The 21,549-nt window shown below is 38.6% G+C and carries 22 protein-coding genes and 1 pseudogene; 17 read left to right on the top strand and 6 right to left on the bottom strand.

Annotated features, from left to right (window positions below):
- The first annotated feature begins 32 nt into the window (after positions 1-32).
- From H5163_RS16175 to H5163_RS16155, 5 genes are all read left to right on the top strand, one after another.
- Positions 33-596: a hypothetical protein gene (locus H5163_RS16175; RefSeq protein WP_182735534.1), complete on the top strand. Its 564-nt coding sequence runs from the start codon at positions 33-35 to the stop codon at positions 594-596.
- 85 nt (positions 597-681) lie between these two features.
- Positions 682-1,065, top strand: coding sequence for a GCN5 family acetyltransferase (locus H5163_RS16170; protein WP_182735533.1), 384 nt, complete (start codon positions 682-684; stop codon positions 1,063-1,065).
- A 109-nt stretch (positions 1,066-1,174) separates the two neighbouring features.
- Positions 1,175-1,336 carry a hypothetical protein gene (locus H5163_RS16165; protein ID WP_182732099.1) on the top strand — a complete coding sequence of 54 codons (162 nt, stop codon included), beginning with the start codon at positions 1,175-1,177 and terminating at the stop codon, positions 1,334-1,336.
- Positions 1,337-1,573: 237 nt separating this feature from the next.
- Positions 1,574-1,918, top strand: a complete 345-nt coding sequence (locus H5163_RS21190) for a hypothetical protein (RefSeq protein ID WP_220494593.1) — start codon at positions 1,574-1,576, stop codon at positions 1,916-1,918.
- The gene (locus H5163_RS16155; protein WP_182718863.1) at positions 1,911-2,219 is read left to right on the top strand and encodes a DUF6419 family natural product biosynthesis protein; all 309 of its coding nucleotides are present in this window, start codon (positions 1,911-1,913) and stop codon (positions 2,217-2,219) included. Before H5163_RS21190 ends, H5163_RS16155 begins: the two co-directional genes overlap by 8 nt.
- 198 nt (positions 2,220-2,417) lie before the next feature.
- Here the strand turns inward: H5163_RS16155 and bktB are convergent, their stop codons facing one another.
- Entirely contained in the window at positions 2,418-3,611 is a 1,194-nt protein-coding gene (gene bktB / locus H5163_RS16150) for a beta-ketothiolase BktB (RefSeq protein ID WP_182735532.1), read from the bottom strand.
- A gap of 323 nt (positions 3,612-3,934) precedes the next feature.
- Here bktB and H5163_RS16145 point away from each other — a divergent pair.
- Both H5163_RS16145 and H5163_RS16140 read left to right on the top strand, forming a co-directional pair.
- A pseudogene (locus H5163_RS16145) lies at positions 3,935-4,147 on the top strand (hypothetical protein); the annotation flags it as partial.
- A 299-nt stretch (positions 4,148-4,446) separates the two neighbouring features.
- The gene (locus tag H5163_RS16140) at positions 4,447-4,857 is read left to right on the top strand and encodes a hypothetical protein (protein WP_145233331.1); all 411 of its coding nucleotides are present in this window, start codon (positions 4,447-4,449) and stop codon (positions 4,855-4,857) included.
- Positions 4,858-6,136: 1,279 nt separating this feature from the next.
- Here the strand turns inward: H5163_RS16140 and H5163_RS16135 are convergent.
- Together H5163_RS16135 and H5163_RS16130 are read right to left on the bottom strand one after the other, a co-directional pair.
- Complete coding sequence (locus H5163_RS16135; RefSeq protein ID WP_182735531.1) at positions 6,137-7,654, bottom strand: Calx-beta domain-containing protein; 1,518 nt, start codon at positions 7,652-7,654, stop codon at positions 6,137-6,139.
- A gap of 298 nt (positions 7,655-7,952) precedes the next feature.
- A complete protein-coding gene (locus tag H5163_RS16130; protein ID WP_145233335.1) occupies positions 7,953-8,150 on the bottom strand; it encodes a hypothetical protein in 198 nt (65 codons plus the stop codon).
- Between the two features lie 81 nt (positions 8,151-8,231).
- Between H5163_RS16130 and H5163_RS16125 the strand changes: the two genes are divergently transcribed.
- Both H5163_RS16125 and H5163_RS16120 read left to right on the top strand, forming a co-directional pair.
- Positions 8,232-8,729 carry a GNAT family N-acetyltransferase gene (locus tag H5163_RS16125; protein WP_182735530.1) on the top strand — a complete coding sequence of 166 codons (498 nt, stop codon included), beginning with the start codon at positions 8,232-8,234 and terminating at the stop codon, positions 8,727-8,729.
- A gap of 81 nt (positions 8,730-8,810) precedes the next feature.
- Positions 8,811-9,689, top strand: a complete 879-nt coding sequence (locus tag H5163_RS16120; protein WP_182735529.1) for an alpha/beta hydrolase — start codon at positions 8,811-8,813, stop codon at positions 9,687-9,689.
- A gap of 440 nt (positions 9,690-10,129) precedes the next feature.
- Here H5163_RS16120 and H5163_RS16115 read toward each other — a convergent pair whose 3' ends face one another.
- Positions 10,130-10,651 carry a TetR/AcrR family transcriptional regulator gene (locus H5163_RS16115; RefSeq protein ID WP_145233339.1) on the bottom strand — a complete coding sequence of 174 codons (522 nt, stop codon included), beginning with the start codon at positions 10,649-10,651 and terminating at the stop codon, positions 10,130-10,132.
- Between the two features lie 110 nt (positions 10,652-10,761).
- Here H5163_RS16115 and H5163_RS16110 point away from each other — a divergent pair, with 110 nt between their 5' ends.
- Positions 10,762-11,001: a hypothetical protein gene (locus H5163_RS16110; protein ID WP_145233341.1), complete on the top strand. Its 240-nt coding sequence runs from the start codon at positions 10,762-10,764 to the stop codon at positions 10,999-11,001.
- Between the two features lie 24 nt (positions 11,002-11,025).
- On the opposite strand, the gene H5163_RS16105 is transcribed toward H5163_RS16110, so the two are convergent.
- A complete protein-coding gene (locus H5163_RS16105; protein ID WP_182732078.1) occupies positions 11,026-12,234 on the bottom strand; it encodes a porin in 1,209 nt (402 codons plus the stop codon).
- A gap of 301 nt (positions 12,235-12,535) precedes the next feature.
- On the opposite strand from H5163_RS16105, the gene H5163_RS16100 reads away from it, so the two are divergent.
- The 7 genes from H5163_RS16100 to H5163_RS16070 all read left to right on the top strand — a co-directional run bounded on the left by H5163_RS16100 (position 12,536) and on the right by H5163_RS16070 (position 20,893).
- On the top strand, positions 12,536-14,122 hold the full coding sequence (locus H5163_RS16100) for an ABC-F family ATPase (RefSeq protein ID WP_145233417.1): 1,587 nt from the start codon (positions 12,536-12,538) through the stop codon (positions 14,120-14,122).
- 153 nt (positions 14,123-14,275) lie between these two features.
- Positions 14,276-14,758, top strand: a complete 483-nt coding sequence (gene purE / locus H5163_RS16095) for a 5-(carboxyamino)imidazole ribonucleotide mutase (protein ID WP_145233343.1) — start codon at positions 14,276-14,278, stop codon at positions 14,756-14,758.
- A 1-nt stretch (position 14,759) separates the two neighbouring features.
- A complete protein-coding gene (locus tag H5163_RS16090; RefSeq protein ID WP_182735528.1) occupies positions 14,760-15,908 on the top strand; it encodes a 5-(carboxyamino)imidazole ribonucleotide synthase in 1,149 nt (382 codons plus the stop codon).
- Positions 15,909-15,955: 47 nt separating this feature from the next.
- The gene (locus H5163_RS16085) at positions 15,956-16,180 is read left to right on the top strand and encodes a DUF2798 domain-containing protein (RefSeq protein ID WP_145233348.1); all 225 of its coding nucleotides are present in this window, start codon (positions 15,956-15,958) and stop codon (positions 16,178-16,180) included.
- A gap of 13 nt (positions 16,181-16,193) precedes the next feature.
- Positions 16,194-17,129: a YeiH family protein gene (locus H5163_RS16080; RefSeq protein ID WP_182718854.1), complete on the top strand. Its 936-nt coding sequence runs from the start codon at positions 16,194-16,196 to the stop codon at positions 17,127-17,129.
- Positions 17,126-18,295, top strand: a complete 1,170-nt coding sequence (locus H5163_RS16075) for an endonuclease/exonuclease/phosphatase family protein (RefSeq protein WP_145233350.1) — start codon at positions 17,126-17,128, stop codon at positions 18,293-18,295. The genes H5163_RS16080 and H5163_RS16075 overlap by 4 nt, the downstream gene beginning before the upstream one ends.
- Before the next feature lie 105 nt (positions 18,296-18,400).
- Positions 18,401-20,893: a prolyl oligopeptidase family serine peptidase gene (locus H5163_RS16070; protein WP_182735527.1), complete on the top strand. Its 2,493-nt coding sequence runs from the start codon at positions 18,401-18,403 to the stop codon at positions 20,891-20,893.
- A 27-nt stretch (positions 20,894-20,920) separates the two neighbouring features.
- On the opposite strand, the gene rrtA is transcribed toward H5163_RS16070, so the two are convergent.
- A complete protein-coding gene (gene rrtA / locus H5163_RS16065; protein ID WP_149981163.1) occupies positions 20,921-21,508 on the bottom strand; it encodes a rhombosortase in 588 nt (195 codons plus the stop codon).
- Positions 21,509-21,549: the final 41 nt, after the last annotated feature.

Below are 21,549 nucleotides of genomic sequence, written 5' to 3'. Positions count from 1 at the left end.
CCTTATTGGGGCTTTAGTGCTCAAGAGGTACGATGAATCATCTTTTTTCATTAGCTTTTATTGGAATTTATGGCGCTGCTATTATCCAACTAAGTTTTTTGGTATTTAGTGATGTTCTTGATGATGGTGTTTTAACTTATGTAGCGGTAGGTATAGGCTTGCTAGTGGCTCCATTGCTTCGACTTTATCAAAAGTGGAGGCATGATAAATCGGCTAATTTGATTATTGAATACAAGTCAGATTCAACACCATTCCATCATAAGATCTTAAACATCCCAGCGATCGTGGTACTTACTACAATGGGCAGCATGGGATTTATTGCTGTAACGAATCATAAATTTTCATCTAATGAGGTGACCCACAAAGAATTCAGAGTAACCGGAGTTGGTCAACAGCGTGTCCGTTACGATCTTTTTGAATATGTTCGAATATCAGATGGAATATCGGAAACCAGTTATAGTTTAGGTACGGATACAAGTAATCCCTATAAAGTTGGTGACCAGTTAAAGGTAAAACTAAGAGCCGGATTATGGGGTTATGATATAGTTGATGAAATTCAAAAAAGCACTAACAAGGCCTTTAAGTCGGGTTCGTAACAGTTGGCTCGGTTCCGCTTCACATTTTAGCCAACTGATACTCACCGCTTAAGGCGGCGTTATACGCTAAGGAAGTATCCCCAAAATGTATCCAGATTCAATAAATAAAAACTTGGTTGGAGAATACCCTGCAAGAAGTAAGTCGGGTGGCGGATATTTTTACGACGAGGTACTCGAATACCGAGTATGGTGCAGACCTTGGGAAGGAGCACCAGACGAATTCGATGGTGAAATCTACTATTATGCTTTTCATACATACAAAGAAGCTTTGGAGTTTTCGACCAAAACGAAAGGAACCGAAGAACCCCTTGTATTAATAAGACAACTTGAATGGATAGATGAGCCGGAACCTAACAACTTTATTCATGAAAAAGGTGAGCGAGTCACTGAGTGGTGTGTAGAGTGGTTAACCGATAGTAAACGCTCAGAAAACACTATAAAGGACTTCATAAAGTCAAATAGCGTATAACAAAGTGCTTAAAAAGCGGACAAAAAAGCTTGGCTGTGCTCGTTCCTCGCAAATTTTAGCCAAGCATTTTGTGCCGTTTAGCACGGCGTTAGGCATTAAGGAGTTGTCGTTGAATTCGAATATACCCAATTCGATTATTGGTGCAGTGTCTTCAGTTCTAGCTGCACATTATTATAGTCATTCAAAATTAGATGCTTTATTTATGGAGTCAGGTGCCCCTGGCGAAATACCTGAAGTTAATTGCGAAAAAAAATGCAGTTCATGGTTATAAAACCAAAGGGATCAAATCTTGACTTCAGACATCAAATTCACACGGCAAACTTATAAGCTGCTTTTAAAATGCCGGTGACTTACAAGCTAATTAATCTCTAAGTTAAATTAAGGAAAAGGATCTTTTGTATTAATTATAAAAGGCATTAAACGTATTTGGTTTTGGTTTACGCTAGTTGTATGTCCATTTTTGATTATTTTAGGCATGGCTACCTTTGTACAGTTATTAGGGCAGTACATGTATTCTCTGCAATTTAGTTTTTCTTCGCTATCTAGCTTTCAAATAGCATTTATGTGTGGCGGAATTTGTGCTTTTTCTGTCTCTGATAAAACGGCTGTAAAATTAAAAATAATGAAATGGACGGAGATAGAGATGGCGAGCCCTGTGAACGGCAGTTTGGGAATAGGTAGTTTTTATATTGGGGTTATCTATAAACCAGTAATTTGGTTAAAATCTGTTAGGTGGAATACGATTTTTGATAATACAGCTATAAATAGCTGGTGGAATATAGGCACGATAAGGTGCTTTAAGTTAAGCTATATTGAATTAACTGTTAAACACCATGGAGGATGTTATGTTTAAAATAATAATTGGTTGTGCTGTCATATTTTCGTTTGTTTGCATGTTACTCGCAGCCGCACCTTTTACGCCTGCAATATCAGGATCATTTATTATGCTGTTGTTTGCAGGAGCTATTGGATACAAGGGCTACCTGCAATCAAGTTTGATATTGCTGTTAATTAATACGCTGGCGGTTATTGGTAGCCCAGCTACAGATATAGGCAACACTAATACATTACTGTTTTTACCGATATTATTTTCAATCTCATTTGGCGGTGTTTTATTAGGCGTAAGAAAGTTAACTTTAAAACACGTTTTGTAGACGAGAGTTTTGCCCACGTTTGAGGTAAAGCGTTTGTTATTAACCTATAAGGTGTAGCAGAGCTTTGCTCCCTTTGTGAAGATAGCCTTTCACATTGTTTGTTTCCTCTAACAGCAAAGCGTCTCTTAGTTCTCCTTGTGAATAAAGCTCTTATGTTTAAACCTAATGTGGTATCAAATAGTTGTTACAAACTTAGAATCAAAGCGCTTCAAAAATGGCTGCAATGCCTTGCCCACCGCCAATACACATTGTTACTAGCCCATATTTGCCATTAATTCGTTTAAGTTCATACAAGCATTTAGTTGATAAAATTGCGCCTGTTGCGCCAACAGGGTGGCCTAAGGCAATAGCACCGCCATTCGGGTTTACCTTATGCGCTGGGAAATTTAACTCGTTGGCAACGCACAGTGCTTGCACTGCAAAGGCCTCGTTAGATTCAATTACATCCATGTCGTCAATGGTTAAGCCTGTTTTTTCAAATACCTGCTGTACTGCAGGAATTGGGCCTGTCCCTATTAAAGTAGGATCAACACCCGCTCTGGCATAACCTACTAATCGACCAAGCGGTTTTAAGCCTTGCTCATTCGCTTTTTGCTCAGACATGAGTACCAACATGGCTGCACCATCGTTTATACCTGATGAGCTTGCTGCGGTAACGGTTCCATCTTTTTTAAAGTAGGGCTTTAATGTAGCGAGCTTATCGGTTGTGGTATCGGCTCGCACGTGTTCGTCAGTATCAAAAATATGAATGCCACTTTTTGATTTGATTTCAATAGGGAGTATTTGCTGTTTAAAATGGCCTGCAGCAATTGCTTTTGCTGCTTTGTGATGACTTTGAGCTGCGTAAGCGTCTTGTTGCTCGCGGCTAATAGTGTATTTATCTGCGATGTTTTCAGCGGTTATTCCCATTGGGTTATTATCCCATGGGTCTTGTAATGTGGAGGTGAGTTCATCTTGCATGATGCTATTACCCATTTTTTGCCCCCAGCGATTACTTTCGAGGGTATAAGCTGAGCTACTCATGCTTTCAGCTCCGCCAGCAAGGGCTGCGTCTACATCACCTAATTGAATTTGTTGTGCGGCTTGTATAATGGCTTCAAGGCCAGAGCCACATAATCGGTTGAGAGTTACTGCGTGACTACTAATAGGTAACCCCGCATCTAACCCAATGACTCTTGAAAGGTATGCGTCTTTAGGGCCGTTATGAATTACTTTACCAACTACAGTGGAGCCAACTTGGTTGGGTGATAGCTTGGCTCTGGCTAGCGCTTCTTTTGCACATAGAGTGCCAAGTTCAGCGGGCGTGAAATGTTTAAGGCTGCCACCAAAGCTGCCGATAGCGGTACGAACTGCGCTTAATATAACTACGCTATTGTTATTAAGTTTTGTCATTATTTTCTCTTCTTATTTTTAAACTTTATTCGCTTTGTTATAAATGAAGCTACTTAAGAATCAAAGGGATCTAAATTTTAGGTAATTCATCAAAACACAATTAAGCAATAAACAAAAGTAACAGCCGTATCCTGTTTGTTAATAAAGCCTATCAATTTATTTGAACATATAGATAAGTAATATGGCTTTTTCTAGATTTTGAAATAATTTATTTAGTTGGGTTCTCATTTTAACGATAACCCAATGTTTAATTTATAAATAATAAATAAGTAAGACAGCCACCTTAATTTTTTGCATTTTACAAAGCTAAATACTAAGTTTTAATTAGTGTGAAAAATAATCATGGTGCCGCTACAAAGTATTATCACTGTATTTCACGTTGTGTTCGCCGAGCATTTTTATGTGGTGAAGACTGCTTTACAGGAAAGTCTTATGAACATCGCAGAGGGGGGAAAGGCAAGTTACTTGCTTTAGTCGCAAAGACATTTTGTATTTATATATGTGCTAACGCCGTAATGAATAACCAGCAAAATGTAGCAACGTTAACAACAGCGAAAAACTACTGGCCAGTACTTATACCCAGCTAAAACGTCAAATATTGCCCCAAGGCAAGGGTTTGCATGTCAGTAATTTTGGATTTGTAGAATAAAAGCTTCCCAAGATAATTGTAAATGTAATTTTGAATGAGTTTTAGGCGGTAAATTGATTTGATCTGAACTTATTTGATGCTATTTTTAAGTGATTTTAAAATGGGGGTGTCATTTTTACTTGTTACACCGCTTCGCGGCATCAAAATTGTCGTAAAACTCAGCGTTAGTTCTCAAGGATGAAAATTTTGAAAATAATTGTAGTTTGCATTTTACTCGTATTGTTCGTGTTCTATTGGATTCGTCCACTGGCTAACCCTGACATTACAGAATATTATCCTCCAATCATATATTCTGATGAGACCTATTTTTCAATTACGATCCCTGTGGAAATTGATTTAAAGGATGATAAGCGATCATTCACAGAGTTGTTTAATGCCTACGGTTTTAGCGGCAATGGCCCATCTATAGAGCAAGTTGTGAGAGCAAATACACATTTTGCATCTGTTCAATTTGATAGCGAAGGTGATGCATTTGTTATGTATACGTCAAATGAAGAGCAGTATTTGTCGGTTTTAAATGAACTACGCTGTATGGAAGAAATTGCCTGTTTAAAAAAGTGGGTTAAAACCGCGCGATGGGTGTTGATTAAAGAGTGAGAGCAAATCGGATAGCCGGGGGTCTCTAACATCAAGCCCCATACCGCTCATCATGCGCTTTTTATTAACAGCAAGTGCAATGGGCGGCTCATCTCCCCTCATGAATATTGATCCAAATATCTCTCAATGACACTAAACCTTGTGACGCTAAATAGTCATTGCCTAGCGCAATGTTAATGCCTTTTTTTTTTGAGCTTTGATAAGAGCTTTCGCTTTCAAGCGCCTACTTTTGGTATTGGTGATACCACACTGTATGGATATGGCGAGTCGATCACTAACCTTCAACTTGATTAAACTGCGTATCTAATTAGTGCGTACTATTTTTATAAAAACACCACTGTCGCCTGTAACACATTATTACTAAACGGGGGATCTTGTGTTCTAAACCCACGGTTAGTCGATAAGCGTTGGAAGACTGCAAGTAAGTTACATCGACAGAATGAAGCTCAAAAAGACAGCTCAATAGGGCTATGACAGCTTTTTATTTAAGAAATGGTAAAAGGTTAGGCTGTATTGAGCCTGTTTGCTTGTAAGTAAACTGTGCAATATTACAGTTTAAAATGCATGAATAAATTGACCTTACACGGAAAAACGAAAGTAATGCTTTCATTGCATTATGCGGCAACTTTATTGTCTTGCTCATAATATAGAAAAGCTACTTGCTTAAAACGTCAACCAAACAAAAAGCTGCGCATTGCAATAATGCACTTTTTAGTGTGTTTGTTATTTAGGTTTTTTATCATGAGTTGTTTATTTGCATGATAAATTGAGAGCATGTTAGGGGACACAGTAAAATTACCAGATAAAAATCATGTTTAGTCTGAGATTATTAAAAGTGGGTGTCTATTTTATTGTTATGGTGGGTATTGCTAGTGGTTAATACTAGTCGTGTTAAGTTACTGACCATTTATAGCGACAGATAAATACAGTGATAACAAGGCAGGAATTTTGACATGTAGTTGTTCTCGGCAATTGCTCCTGCATTGCTCTACCTCCTGCATCCATGCAGTCGTACATAAAAAATCACTAACGCAGTCAGCGCTTTATTTAGCCCGCTAGAATGGTTAAATATTTAAGTCGATTGGTATAAGGTATGGCTGAGTTATTCTCTTCACCCCCACCACTTTATGGTCGAATTAACGCGTTACGTTAATTTTCAATTTAGACGTTAAAAAGCCAGCGATGCTGGCTTTTTTGTGGGGTAAATTTGATAATGATAAACAGGAAAGTTATGAATTACCTGAACCTTGGGTAAGGGATTTATTATCCTAAGTTCAGATTAATTACAGCCTTTTTGAATTGGTTGTGTTGTGACATTTACGACGAAGTCATTGTAGTCTCTGTCGTTTTGATCTTCCCAATATTGCTTAGTACCACTGGCTTTATAGGCTGTTTTAAGATTGTTTGCATTACCGTTCACGGAAAGTACGTAAACGATTGAATCACTGGCTTTAACGTCGTAATAACCTGATGCTCCATGCTCATCTAACAATTTAATATATTGGTTATTAACCTTAATACCCCAATCATTATTATAACCAGAATTTTCAGAGATAAAAGAGTAACTGATCCGTGTGTAATTCTCGGCAATACACTGAGCATCATCATTTAAGATAGACGCTGGTAGAGAACTTGAACCAGTTACATTAAGCTGAGCAACGGCATTGACGGTAAAGGTTTTAGTTTTACTATAGTCATCGTTATCAATTGTTGGGATTGTAAATGAAGCAGTTGTTTCACCTGCCGCAATAGTAATGACTTGATCAGAGAAACTGTAGTCGCTACTTGTTGCTGTTCCTGCTGAAGTCGATACATAAATATCACTATCTTGTTCATAACTATTGCTTAGCTCTAGTTTATAAGATAATGCGCTACCTTCGTCTACTGAATCAACAATCGGTACAATAGTAAAGCTTGGAATATCTGACACGGTGCAAACTGGTGCATCGTAGCATGCAACTGATTCGTTAAAATTAGTTGCTAAATCATTTAAACGTACTGGAAAATCTGCAACATGGCAGGTATTACCAGTGTTTTTATTTACTTTGTACAACTCAGATTTATTAGAATGGCCTAGATCAGTTAAAATAGTTCGGCTTAATACAATATCACCTTGCTGGTTAAGTGCAGCGCCTGTGACAGTCGTTAAGTTGTGATCAGATAATTTTGTTGCCGTAAGTTCCTGTACATTCACAGTATATAAACTTGTACTGGTGACTAAGATTAATTCACCATTTTTAAATACCATGTCACCACGCCAGATACCTTGGTCATTTTCAAGGCCTGTAATATTTCCAAGTAAAGTTGTTTCGCTAGTTTCAGGATCGATCGCGTATAGCTTATCTTTATATGATCCAAGTAAGCGATTATTTTGTTGGTCATACACTAAACGATACATGTTACTTGTTCTGCCAACTTCAACATGTTCGTTTGTATCTAAATCAACATAGGCCAATTTGATGTACTTAAACTTACTGCCACTAATAGGTAGAGATTTGAGCTCCGTTGAATTAAAACCTAAGTGCTCAACATCTACTTGATATTCAATAGGGCGAGGTGCTGAGATGTAATACAAGCGATTTATTTCCGGAATATGAGCAAGCGCTGAAGAGCTGTATTTAGCTCTAGAATGTGCTTGAGTTTGTTGTGTATACTCGTCTAGTTTAAATATAATACCGGTGTCACCGCGTCCAGCATTAATACCATAAAGTTGACCGTTACATTGGTTTGCATGCGCAACTTGCAAAGATGAAAGGATAGCAACAGACAGGGTTGTAATTTTTAGTGTTGTTTTCATTTAGAGTAGGCCTTTTAACGAGGATCCATTGTTACAGCTATAGTTAGTCTGAGGTAATTACAATTTGGTTTATAGCTGCCTATCCTTGTTCCCAAAATTGTATTGCTTAATTCCTATAAGCCGAGCGCATCCGTTATTAACCTCAAAGTATTGTACAATTATCCTAATGGTTGATTACAAAAGCAACATATCTTAACGAACGGTTGGCATTTATACACGAAATGCTTGCTAAATTGAGGTGTTTTATAATACTAAAGGCTTTATTTTGTATCTTTAACGGGGGAATTTTAAGTTGTGGCTATTTTTGTTCACGAGCAAGCTGGTTAGGTAATAACTGTTCAATGATTTCACGTGCAGGTAACGTATAACGCACACCATCAAACATAACCGATGTAAATTCATTAATGCTAGTAATACCTGTAAGGGTCCAACCTTCACCGCGCTTTGGGCAATAAACTGTGGTTGTAGGTTGTATTACTTTAAATTCGTCATTCATAATTAGCTCAGTTATTAACTTGTATGGCGGGTATCTTAAGGGAATAATAGCGGGCTTTAAAGCCGTAATTTAATTTTATTTATGAACAATGAGTTTGCACTAAGTCGAATCACATTAAAGCCAATTAAGCATAGGAACTGTAGCGCGTTGTGGGCTATTTTGTCTGAGCCGCTAGTTGCTCAGTTTAATGATTATGCAGTGCCACTAACACGTGATGACGTAAAACAACTGATCCAAGATGATATTACTGGCATGTATGAAGGAAATACGCTGCGCTTTGGAATCTACTTATTAAATACGTCGACCTTGATTGGCTGCATTGGTTTATATGATATTGAAGAAGATACTGCTTGGTTAGGTTTTGAGTTGTCTTCAAATTATTGGGGGAATGGGTTTATGTCTGAAGCATTAGCATTCTTGCTAACAAATATAAAAGCCGTTGTTAAGCTGTTAGGCAATGAGTTGAACATTACTAATTTAAAGGCTAAAGTGGCGGTAGAAAACACCCAAAGCCAGCAATTACTTCGCCGTTTTAAATTCACTCATGTAGCGAGTGAACAATGGGCGTATCAACTGTAAATCATACTTTGTTACATAACGGTAGTTTAATTAAAAATACAGAAAGGGTATTGTTTTTAAAACAATCTTTACCTGAAAGCTATGCTTCTATTAAAAAAACTTAATCGCACTGCAATCATAATTCTATTGAGTATAGCCGCCTTCATTGCATGCACTATTGTCATTTATAAATACAACGCGCATTACACGTCAAATTTTAAAGACATCACAATTTATTCGCAGGTATTGGATGAAAATAGGAAAGTGTTTATTCGTTTACCTAGCAATTTTGAGCCAAATAAACGCTACTCCTTGATCATTAGAACCGACGGTAACTTTAATCTTACGCAGTGGGATTCAGTGATGGCTGAGCTACCAGCGCAGCAGGATACAATTTTGGTATCGATCCCCAATCAATTTTGGACCTTTACTAGAAATCGTGATTTAGTCCCACCGTATGCACGCCAAGATGTGAATACCCAAGCAAGACCACCAAGTGAAAATTCACCGGAACTGTTCGGTAAAGCAGATCAATTTTTGGCTTTTATTGAAGGTGAGTTATTACCGTATTTAGAATCACATTATAAGCTAGATAATAATCGTGTTTTGTCGGGTTATTCAGCAGGAGGGAGTTTTGTTTTATACACTATGAGCACAAAACCTTGGTTGTTTAACGGTTATTTTGCATTTAGTCCGGCTGCTTGGTACGACGACATGACAGTTGTAAAAGAGTTTGCTCGATTCTTATCGCAACGAAGCCTCAATACAGACGATAACATACCGCTGTCGCTCTATATAACAGTAGGAAGCGCTGAGCATCCTTTAATGTTAAGTGCCTTTGCTGGTCTTAATAATAGCCTTAACATATATGCTAATGATATTATTTGGAATAGCAGAATTAATGAAGGTTTAGAGCACTTGGAAAACCCGGTGGTTAGTGTTAAGCAGGCACTCGATTTCTATAATTCATCAATAAACTAATATCCTTAACTAAAGAATAAGACAGTAAGAAATCTGCGTAATAAACCACAAAAGAACACATCATACTATTTTTATTAATTAAGATAACTCTGCATAAAAGTTATTTTTTACTAAAAGCTATCAAGAGGAATTATGAGCTTGATAAATCAAAGTTAGTAATTCGATTAAACGTATCACAAGAGTTATGCTTATTTGGCTATGGAGGGATCTTCATTGATACAACGACAACGTCTTAAATCAAAAAATATCAGTAAACAGTCGGTAATTGCAGCGAATTAGTAGGGGTTCAGAAGGTGAGTTTTATTTACACACTAACGACGTTTAATTTATCAATAGATAAGTTACAGAGTTTGCACTTAACCATAGAAAATCGCTATTACTTTAAGTTAAAAGCTTAAATTTAATGCCCAAAGTGAAACACACCATGAAATAAGTTGTCGCTAAAGAATAGATATTTTGCTGGTGAGTTGGCGTAGCATTTTTTCAGGTTCTGGCGCAGGTTCATTTAACCCTGAAATAATGGTCATAAAATAACAATCTAACATCACATTTGCTTTTATATCGTCAAACTCTTGCTGTTCATCGAACAGCCGTTTTTTAAACTCACTCATTTGCTGTTCAAAAAAATCGGCTTGCCAAATCATATCGCTTATCAATATTTTACTAAATTCAATGTTATTACAATAAAATTCAAATAACGGTAGGGCATAGTGACGTAACTTAAGCCTTGGTGCATGTTGGCGATCAGTTAAACTAGCCTGATGAATGATCGTATCTATTTGTTGCTGCATTCCTGCTTTTAGTAAGTCGATTTTATTTTCGAAATGACTAAACACTGTACCAACGGCCACATTAGCCGCTTTTGCGATTTCTCGTGTAGATGTATGAGCATAACCTTGCTCTAAGAATAACAGCCAAGCCGAGGTAAGAATTTTATTATAGGTTTGCGTTTTTTTATTCATTGTATATCAATTGATTATATTTAACTTGTGATAGTAAAGATGAAGTTACTTGAAAAATTGACTGCGCTCAATTATATTTATGAGCGCGCTCATTTAAGCAAGGAACTTATATGAACTTTATCAAACAAGTTATTGGTTACGGACTATTTATCCCATTTATTATTTTTTATTCTTACATGCTAGGACCATTACTTAAAGCAATTTTATTACCGGGGGGAATTTTAATGTTATGGATAATTTTAGGACCTAAGGAAGGTTATTTGGCTTTGACAAAAGCGTTTGCAACTAAAGGTAAAGCAAAAAAGTGTGATCGCAGCGGGTGGTTAATATTAGCAAAACAGGCTGATTAAATAATCAGCCTGTAAGTGTTCTAGTTATAATGTGTAATGAAAACCAAATGCAATGCCATCATCTTCTGATAGACCCATTTGATATTCTTGCTCTTTATCGGCACTTGAAAAATCACTAAAGTCTTTACGTGCTTCAATATAAAAAATCGTATCTTCGTCGAATAGATAGTGAAAGCCAAGTACTGTAAATTGACGTTTAAAGTTGTCATTAGGATCGGCGTTAAAATTTGGCTGGATCACGTAATCTGTTCCAGCATCATAGAGGTTATATGCAATGAAGGTACGAATGTCATTATCAAACTTATAAGATAATAATGACTCTACCCCAATCGCGTCTTTGATCAGACGGCCTAAGTTATCGGTATCATGATTTTCATTTTTGTTGATATTTGCGGCAAAATAAAGGCCATCATTGTTGAAATTACCCCAAGTAACACCTGCGCCATAAATAAAATCATTAACAGACTGAATACGTCCTGCTGCGTAATTTACGGTTAGTTCACCGCGGTTAAACCCGGCAGTAAGTTTTAAGTCGTCGCTTACAGAATAGGTAACGGCTGCCCCATAGGTTGAATTAAATTCTACTTGTTGAGCAAGATCACTGCCACTTTCCCACAATGTCTGGCAAGCAGCTTCTGAAATGGCTTCAATATCGCAGGTATAAAAATCATTATTTTTAAATTGCACTTGAGTTGCAATACTAAAATCACCAAACGTATTACGATACTGCAATAACTTATCACCGCGCCCGGTGCCATTAATTGCACCATCGTCTTTGTTGTAGGTGTAAACACCGGCTGCATTACCATCCCAAACTAGGCTATAGTTAGTACTATAAACTACGTCGTACCAAGCCCCCCATTGTTTACCTATTGTCACTTGGCCATATTTTTCATGCGCTATACCTATATAACCAAGTCGGTTATATAAAAATTCATCTTGAATAGATTCAAAGCGGTTGTTATAGATGATATCGCTACTGCCAACAGGGTTTACACCCCATTCTAATAAGGCTAAAGCTGACCACTGATCTTTTAGTTTGCGGCTAAAATCAAAGCTAATCCGTGATGCACCATTAACTATTTCAGTTTGCCCTTGTGTGTGGATTATTCTGGCGTCAATAAAACCACCGATGGTTAAATTGTTTTTTCCGTCATCATAAACTTCAACAGCGTTTACGCTCGGTGCCATCAAAGCGCTTGCGATAATGACCCCAATTAATTTTCTATTCATTTGATATTGCCTTGTGTGCTATCTATCATTGTCCTTTGGTCGCGCAGACTAACAAAGCTAAATTAATGGCTAAAGTGAAAAAATATCATTAAAAAATGATAGAGGAAATTTGAATTGTTAATTTCTGTTCCTTTTTTGTCCGGCGACAAAATGCGAGCACAATAAATTGATCCAAATTAGCTTATTTTAATGCGTGGCAGCTATAGCTCACAAAGCTAATAATTCATGGAAAAATAGGCCTATTTGGTTTACACTCCAGCCAATTTTATTTCTTTGATTTTCCCCGTTGGAGGGTAGCGCTATCATCAGTACAGCTAACATCACCATGCAATTTGGTGCTAAACCGTTATTTGAGAATATTTCAGCTAAATTTGGCGAAGGTAACCGTTATGGTTTAATTGGCGCAAATGGCTGTGGTAAATCAACATTTATGAAAATCTTAAGTGGGGAATTGGAACCGTCAGCTGGTAATGTAAGTACTGATCCAAATGAACGTGTTGCTAAACTAAACCAAGACCAGTTCGCTTACGAAGAATATTCAGTTATTGATACTGTAATAATGGGCCACAAAGAGCTGTGGGCGATTAAACAAGAGCGTGATCGTATCTATAGCTTGCCTGAAATGAGTGAAGAGGATGGCATGAAGGTTGCCGATCTTGAAACTGAGTTTGCTGAAATGGATGGCTATTCTGCAGAATCTAAAGCCGGCGAGCTACTAATGGGCGTAGGTATTGCAACTGATCAGCATTACGGTCCGATGTCAGAGATTGCTCCTGGTTTTAAACTGCGAGTGCTTCTTGCGCAAGTGTTATTTTCAGATCCAGATATCATGCTACTCGATGAGCCAACTAATAACTTGGATATTTATACTATCAAGTGGCTTGAAGATGTACTGAATCAACGTGATTGCACAATGATCATCATTTCCCATGACCGTCATTTCTTAAACTCTGTATGTACGCATATGGCTGATATTGACTATGGTGAATTGCGTATTTACCCAGGTAACTATGACGAATATATGTTTGCAGCAACGCAAGCTCGTGAACGCTTATTAAGTGAAAATGCCAAGAAGAAAAATCAAATTGCCGAGCTACAACAGTTTGTTTCGCGCTTTTCAGCTAATGCATCTAAAGCAAAGCAAGCAACATCTCGTGCCAAGCGAATTGACAAGATTCAATTAGATGAAGTTAAAGCATCGTCACGTCAAACACCGTTCATTCGTTTTGAGCAAGAAAAACAGTTATTCCGTAATGCCCTTGAATTAACAAACTTAGGCCAAGGTTTTGACGATATGCTGTTCACTGGCCTTGAAGGCTTAGTTGAAGTAGGCGAGCGTATCGCTATCATCGGTGAAAATGGGGTTGGTAAAACAACACTGTTAAATACTTTAGCAGGTCGTTTGGCACCGAAGCAAGGCGAGTTTAAATGGTCTGAAAACCACAATATCGGTTATTATGCGCAAGATCATGCTGATGAATTTGCCACCGATATGAACTTATTCCAGTGGATGGAGCAATGGCAGCAAGAAGGCGATGATGAACAAGTTGTTCGCAGTTTCTTAGGCCGTATGTTGTTCTCACAAAATGATATTAAAAAGTCTGTAAAAGTAATATCTGGTGGTGAGCAAGGCCGCATGTTATTTGGTAAGATTATGATGCATAAACCAAATATCCTATTAATGGATGAGCCAACGAACCACATGGATATGGAGTCAATAGAAGCATTAAACCTTGCGCTAGAAGCATATGAAGGTACGTTGATGTTTGTATCTCACGACCGTCAATTTGTATCCTCAGTTGCAACCCGTATTTGGGAAATCAAAGACGGCAAAATAATTGATTTCAGAGGTACTTACTCTGAATATTTAGCCAGTAAAGAAGGCTAAAGCTCAATTTACATACTGATCAAAAAGCCATGCTAGTCATGGCTTTTTTGTTACTCGATATTCGCAATTTAACAATTAATACGTGTATAATGACCGCCTTTAATGCGGACATAAGTCCGCTATAGGTATTAAAACCATTACTGAGGAGTATTTATGACTGTTGGCATTATTATGGGTTCCAAGTCAGATTGGCCAACTATGGAACATGCGGCGATCATGCTAGATAAATTTGGCATCGCTTACGAAACTAAAGTTGTATCGGCTCATCGTACTCCTCAACTACTCGCTGATTACGCAAGTTCAGCAGCAGAACGTGGTATTAAAGTAATTATTGCCGGTGCCGGTGGTGCAGCGCATTTACCAGGTATGGCCGCTGCTTTCACATCGTTACCAGTATTAGGTGTGCCGGTTAAGTCTAAAACGTTAAATGGCATTGATTCATTGCTGTCGATTTGCCAAATGCCAAAAGGTGTTGCAGTAGGTACATTAGCAATTGGTGAAGCTGGTGCTGCAAATGCAGGATTATTAGCTGCACAGATTTTAGGTTGTCAGCAACCGGAGATATTTGCCAAAGTTGAAGCGTTCCGTAAAGAACAAACCGAAACTATTTTAGCTAACCCAAATCCAGCAGAGTAATATGACTATTTTAATTTTAGGAGCCGGCCAATTAGCACGTATGATGTGTTTAGCTGGTGCGCCATTGAATTTAAATGTGGTTGCGTATGATGTTGGTAGTAAAAAAATTGTTCACCCATTAACTGGGCAAATCTATACTACAACGTTAGAGCAAGCAATTGTAGACGCTCATGCGATCACCGCTGAGTTTGAGCATATTCCTGATGATGTGCTAACGCTATGCTGTGCAAGCAAGAAGTTTTATCCGGGTAAAGCCGCGATTAAAACGGGTGGCGATCGCGCCCTAGAAAAAGCATTACTAAGTAAAACCGCAGTTAAGTGCGCACCATATCAGTTGATCACTGAAAAAGCCCATTTAGAACAAGCCGTTGCTAGCTTGGGTAAGCCATTAGTTATCAAAACCTGTCAAGCCGGTTACGATGGGAAAGGCCAGTGGCGTTTAAAATCAGATGATCAAATTGAGCAGATATGGTCACAAATGGCTGATTTTATTGCCTCCGGTACTGAATCCGCGCCACACACTATTATTGCCGAGCAAATGATCCCATTTGATCGTGAAGTATCAATCATTGGTGTTCGCGATAAAAGTGGTAATACCGCTATTTACCCACTTACTGAAAACCAGCATACCAATGGTGTTTTAACCTTATCTATCGCCGGTAAAGAAAAATCTGTGATTCAACAACAAGCTGAAGATGCATTTAATAAATTGGCTAATGAGCTTGATTACGTTGGTGTATTGGCGATTGAGTTTTTCGATGTGGCAGGGCAGTTATTGGTCAATGAAATTGCTCCTCGGGTTCATAATTCTGGTCATTGGACCCAACAAGGCGCGCATTGCAGTCAATTTGAAAATCATATGCGTGCAGTCTCTGGGCTGCCATTAGGTAGCACACAATTGCAGCGTGTTACGGCAATGGTGAATGTGCTCGGACAAGCCGCGATTCCTCAGCAAGTACTAAGCATTGCTGAGGTTACGAGTCATTGGTATGGTAAAACAGCAAAGCCTGGTCGTAAAATGGGCCATATTAATGTATCTGCTGCGAACCTTCATGAGTTAGGTGAACGCTTAGCACAATTGTCGGAGTATCTTCCGGAGGAAGATTATCCCGGCGTATTAGCGGCCAGCACCGCGTTGATTTTAAATTAACTAAAAAAGCCGAGTTTATCTCGGCTTTTTACTTGAGGAATGGTTTTATGATTAGCGCTAAATACAGAACCGTGGTATTCGCTTTTTTCATGGCATTATTTATGTCTGGTTTTATGTCATTGGTAATTTCAATTTTTAATGTTGGTTTAATTGATAACATAGTTTCTATTTGGCTAGCGGCGTGGGCTTTTGCATTTTGTGTCGCATTTCCTACCGTAATTCTTGTAGCGCCAGTTGTGCATAAGCTCACTACAAAGATTGTGCGCTCGTAACGAAGGGATTATTTTGTCTGTGTCTGATCGGATTAAAAAGCCTCTATACTTGCTTTTTTTTGGCCTGTGTATCACCCCTTGGATTGGTGGTGGTAGTGCCCTAATTTGTGGCGCGATGTTTGCTATTTTGCTCGGTAATCCATTTGCAGAGCTATCCCAAAAGGCGAGTAAATGGATGCTCAAAGCCGCGGTGGTTGGCTTAGGTTTTGCTGTTGATTTTAATCAGGTGATTGAAGTTGGTCGCAGTTCGCTGGTACTGACCATAGTCAGTATTACAGCGATCATTGGTCTTGGTGAAATTTTAACGCAAGTCTTTAAATTAAATCGTAACACAGGTGTATTAATATCATTCGGTACGGCCATTTGTGGAGGCAGTGCGATTGCAGCGATGGCGCCTGTAATTAAAGCTAAAGATCACGAAGTAGCGGTTGCACTTGGTGTAGTGTTTTTATTAAACGGTGTCGGTTTGCTACTATTTCCAACCATTGGTCATTACTTTAGTTTAAGCCAACACCAATTTGGTTTATGGGCAGCGTTAGCTATTCATGATACAAGCAGTGTAGTAGGGGCCTCAGCAGCTTATGGAGCTGTGGCACTAAGTATTGCTACAACAGTTAAGCTCACACGTGCGATGTGGATCATTCCCTACACTACGATTGCAGGTGTCTTTTGGCGCTCAGAAGAAAAGGCCAGCATTCCTTTATTTATTGTTGGTTTTTTAGCTGCTGCATTGATCAATACGTATTTGCCTCAATTTACGGATCTCTGGCAGCTGATCAACACCGTAGCAAAACAACTATTGGTAATGACTTTATTCTTAATTGGCAGTGGCTTATCACTGGCTGTATTAAAACAAGCAGGACTAAAGCCCTTTATAATGGCAATTATTTTATGGATAGTCGTAAGTAGTGTCATTTTGTTATTAATTTTAGATGGATATATCGTATGAAGAAGCAGTTTTCTATCGCCACATTAGCGTGCCTATTAATCAGTGGTTTTTCTAACTCAGCATTGGCCGCATCATCTTTACGTGTAGCCACGTTTAATGTGAGCATGGATGCAACAAATTATGCTGAAAATGATAAGGACGTTGATCCTAATGGCCTGGTAAATGCGTTACAAACAAATCATCCACAAATCAAAAATATTGCCGAGATCATTCAACGTATTCGCCCTGACATTTTATTATTAAATGAATTTGATTATGTCAGCAAAGCGCAAGGCATTGATTATTTTAAAACGCACTACCTTGCTAAAAGCCAAAATAAACAGCCCGCTATAGATTATCCGTACAGCTATGTTGGCCCAGTAAACACAGGTTTGAAAACGCCATTTGATCTAGATAATGACGGCCAAGCAACTGGTATTAAAGGGGATGCATTTGGTTTTGGCTTTTTTGAAGGCCATTATGGTATGGCCGTCTTATCTCGCTACCCAATTGATTTTGATAAAATTCGTACCTTACAAACCTTTAAATACAAAGATATGCCAAATGCTAAAATGCCAATTGATCCAACTACAGGTGAAAATTGGTATAACAACGAAGAGTGGCAAGCTTTGAGGCTCAGCTCAAAATCGTTTTGGGATATTCCGGTTACTGTAAAAGGTAAAACGCTGCACGTTATTGCATCGCACCCAACGCCTCCTGTATTTGATGGTGCTGAAGATAGAAACGGCTTACGTAATCATGATGAAGTACGTTTGATTAAAGATTATATCGCCAGCGCAGATTACCTCTATGACGATCATGGTGTCAAAGGCGGGTTAGCTGAAAAATCACGATTTGTTATAGTCGGAGATTTAAATGCGGCTCCTGAAGGAGATAAAAAACGCCCAGATACAACGGATCAACTTTTAAAAAACTCATTAATAAATAGTCAATTTACACCAACTAGTAAGGGCGCTAAAACCACTTACAGTGAAAAATATGCTGCGGCTTACACAGCTTACTGGCAAGCTCGTGCAGATTATGTTTTGCCTTCAACTTATGGCATTGAAGTCCATGACGGTGGGGTATTTTGGCCAACTAAAAGTAGCGAGTTATACCGGTTAATTAAAGATCGTAATGCATCGTCAGATCATCGCATGGTGTGGTTAGATATTTCTATAAAGTAACTTGGTTATTAAACAGCAAAGTTTGGCTGTTTGTCTGAAATAATTGCTATTACATAGGCGCTTCTGCTTAAATTGGCGGAATTACAATAACCTTACAGAAGCCCTATGATTTTTAAATCTTCTACTCAAAAAACCTTAATTGCACTTGCCGTAGCATCCAGCGTTATGTTGTCCGGTTGTCAATCAACCGCATCTACCCCTAAAGAGCAACCACAACCAACTGTTGCCAGCGTTGTTGTAACGCCTGCTGATACAGGCAGCAGCGCGATCACACTTGAGCAAGCAATGGCTCATCCTGATTGGTTAGGCCGCCAAGCAGAGCGTGCGTTTTGGGCTGCTGATTCAAAAACAGTTGTCTATGCGCAAAAACAACAAGGTAATGAGCTTCGAGACTTATTTACACAAGCTGTTGATAGCCAAGCGGCAAGCCAAGTAGCGTTAAATAAGTTGCATACATTAGGGGCTGGTGATGCTGTTTATTCAGTGGATCGTACACAGCAAGCCTATGTATTTGAAGGTAATATATTTGTAAAGAACATCAATACAGGTGCAATTACACAAATTACTCACGACAGTGCTAAACAATCTAAACCACAATTTTTAACTGATGGTAATTTAGCTTATCGTCAAGGAAACACTTTTTATAAAGTAGATTTGGCAACGGGACTGCAAGCTGAGCTTGTAAATCTTCATTTGAGCGATGCACCAAAAGGAGTTACAGAGCCTGAAACTTACATCGCTAAAGAACAGCATAAACTGATTGATTACATTGCGCTGACTCATAAAAATAAAAAAGATAAACAAGCGCGCAAAGAGCAACTCAACCAGCAAAATAGTTCAATTGCCGATGCTCAGTTTTACTTAGGTAAAGGCAATGAGTTAGCCGATGTGCAGTTATCACCAAATGGTAAAGCATTAATTGCTGTTGTCACTGAGGCCAAACCTTGGCGAGATGAAGCCGACATCATGCCAAACTATATTGCTGATGATGCACGGGTAAAAGCTGAAAAAGTACGTCGTCGTGTTGCTGATGAAAAACCACAAACCTCGCAAGTTATCTACATAGATTTAACTGAGCAAACGCAAACAGCACTCGCATTTGATACCTTACCTGGTTTTGATGAAGATGTATTAGCGGCAGTTAAAAAAGAAAACTATGCCCGTGACGGCAAAACATATGAATCTAAAAAAGAACTTCGTGCTATCAACCTAATGATGGATTGGGGATGGGATCAAAGTGCTATCGTCTGGAATAAAGCCGGCACGCAAGTCGCGATTATGCTTGAAGCATGGGATAACAAAGACCGTTGGTTAGCTACTGTTGATGCTGAAAATTCCAAACTTGTTTCACAACACCGTTTACACGATGATGCATGGGTTAACTATGCTTATAACGATTTTGGCTGGTTAAATAATTCAGATACCTTGTATTATTTATCTGAAGAAACTGGCTATAGCCACCTATATAAAAAACCACTCAATGGTAAAGCAACACAACTTACCAAAGGTCAGTTTGTCGTATCGAACCTCACACTAACAGATGACGACAGTGCAATTTATTACAAAGCCAATGTTGAGCATCCTGGTCTATATGAAATCTACCGCGTTGATCCACAAACGGCAAAATCAGAGCAAGTAACCAACTTAGACGGTATGACCGACTATAAATTAAGCCCTGATCAAAGCAAATTATTGTTAACACATTCCAAAATCATGGCTCCACCAGAGTTATATGTTGCTGATGCAAAAGCGAATACAACTGCAACGCAGCTAACTCATACAGTATCGAGTGAATTTTTAGCAAAACAATTAATTGCGCCTAAAATTGTTGCGGTACCGTCAAGTCATACTGAACAACCGGTATACGCTAAAGTATATTACCCAGCAGACTATGTAGAAGGTGAGAGCGGCAAAAACCGCAAAGCGATCATTTTTAACCATGGTGCAGGTTATCTACAAAACTCACACATGGGTTGGTCAGGTTACTTCCGCGAATTTATGTTTCATTCATTACTAGCCTCTGAAGGTTATGTAGTGATGGATATGGATTATCGTGCATCAAAAGGTTATGGACGTGATTGGCGTACGGCGATTTACCGTCAAATGGGTACCCCAGAAATTGAAGATTTAGCCGATGGTGTTAAATGGATGGCTGAAAATGCCAATGTTGATACCGGTGCTGTGGGTACATATGGCGGCTCTTATGGTGGCTTTATGACCTTTATGGCGTTATTTACTCAGCCTGATTTATTTCAAGCCGGGGCTGCGCTTCGTCCAGTTACCGATTGGGCACACTATAATGGTCCATACACATCAAACATTTTAAATCACCCAGATGTTGATCCAATTGCGTATGAAAAAAGTTCGCCTATATATTATGCGCAGGGACTTAAAAACCGCTTATTGATCAACGCCCCTATGGTTGATAATAATGTGTTTTTCCAAGACTCAGTACGCTTAGTACAGCGTTTAATTGAGCTTGAAAAAGAAAACTTTGAAACGGCTATATTTCCAGTCGAACCACATGGTTTTGTACAGCCTTCTAGTTGGTTAGATGAATACCGTCGTATTCATAAACTATTTAAAGAAAGTTTATAAGCACTAAATTTTTAGACAACGCCAAGCTTATGCTTGGCGTTTTTTTATATAATTTATCAGCAATGGCGTTGCGAGTACTATTCCGCCAATTGCACCTATTAAGTGAGCATCAACAGCAACCCGAGAGGCAATTAATTTACTCACTTCAGCACTGGGGCCATGAAATTGTTCATAAGCAATTTTAAGCCAAATACCGATAAACAATAAACCGCCGCTTTTCATGCCAACTTCAATATCTTTGATTGCCCCCCACACAATTACACCATGCAGTAGTGCACTCAATCCGGTGTAAATGTGAATGTCAGGACAAAAAAAGTAAACCCCAATACCGCACCAAGCAGCCAAAAATAAGGTGTGCAATGCATATTGCGTCGGTTTTGTATGCTCAGCATGTAACGCCCATATCAGTACGATACCGGCACAATTTAATGCTAAGTGCGCCCAGTTAGCATGCACATATTGGCTCGTGATCAAACGCCAAACTTGGCCTTGGTCAATGAGCTGGCGATTAAACTCTAAAACATCATTTAAATTAAACGCTGCAAATAGGGCGCTTAATGCCATTAAACACAGCGGGGGTAAAATATATCGGGGTTGAAGTGGTAAATTGACCATTTTATTCTTATTTTTACAGCAAAATTTTGCATATTGTGCCC

The organism is Pseudoalteromonas sp. SG44-8, assembly GCF_014164125.1.
GTDB classification, from domain to species: Bacteria; Pseudomonadota; Gammaproteobacteria; order Enterobacterales; family Alteromonadaceae; genus Pseudoalteromonas; species Pseudoalteromonas rhizosphaerae.
This window is presented reverse-complemented; position numbering and strand designations above follow the sequence as displayed.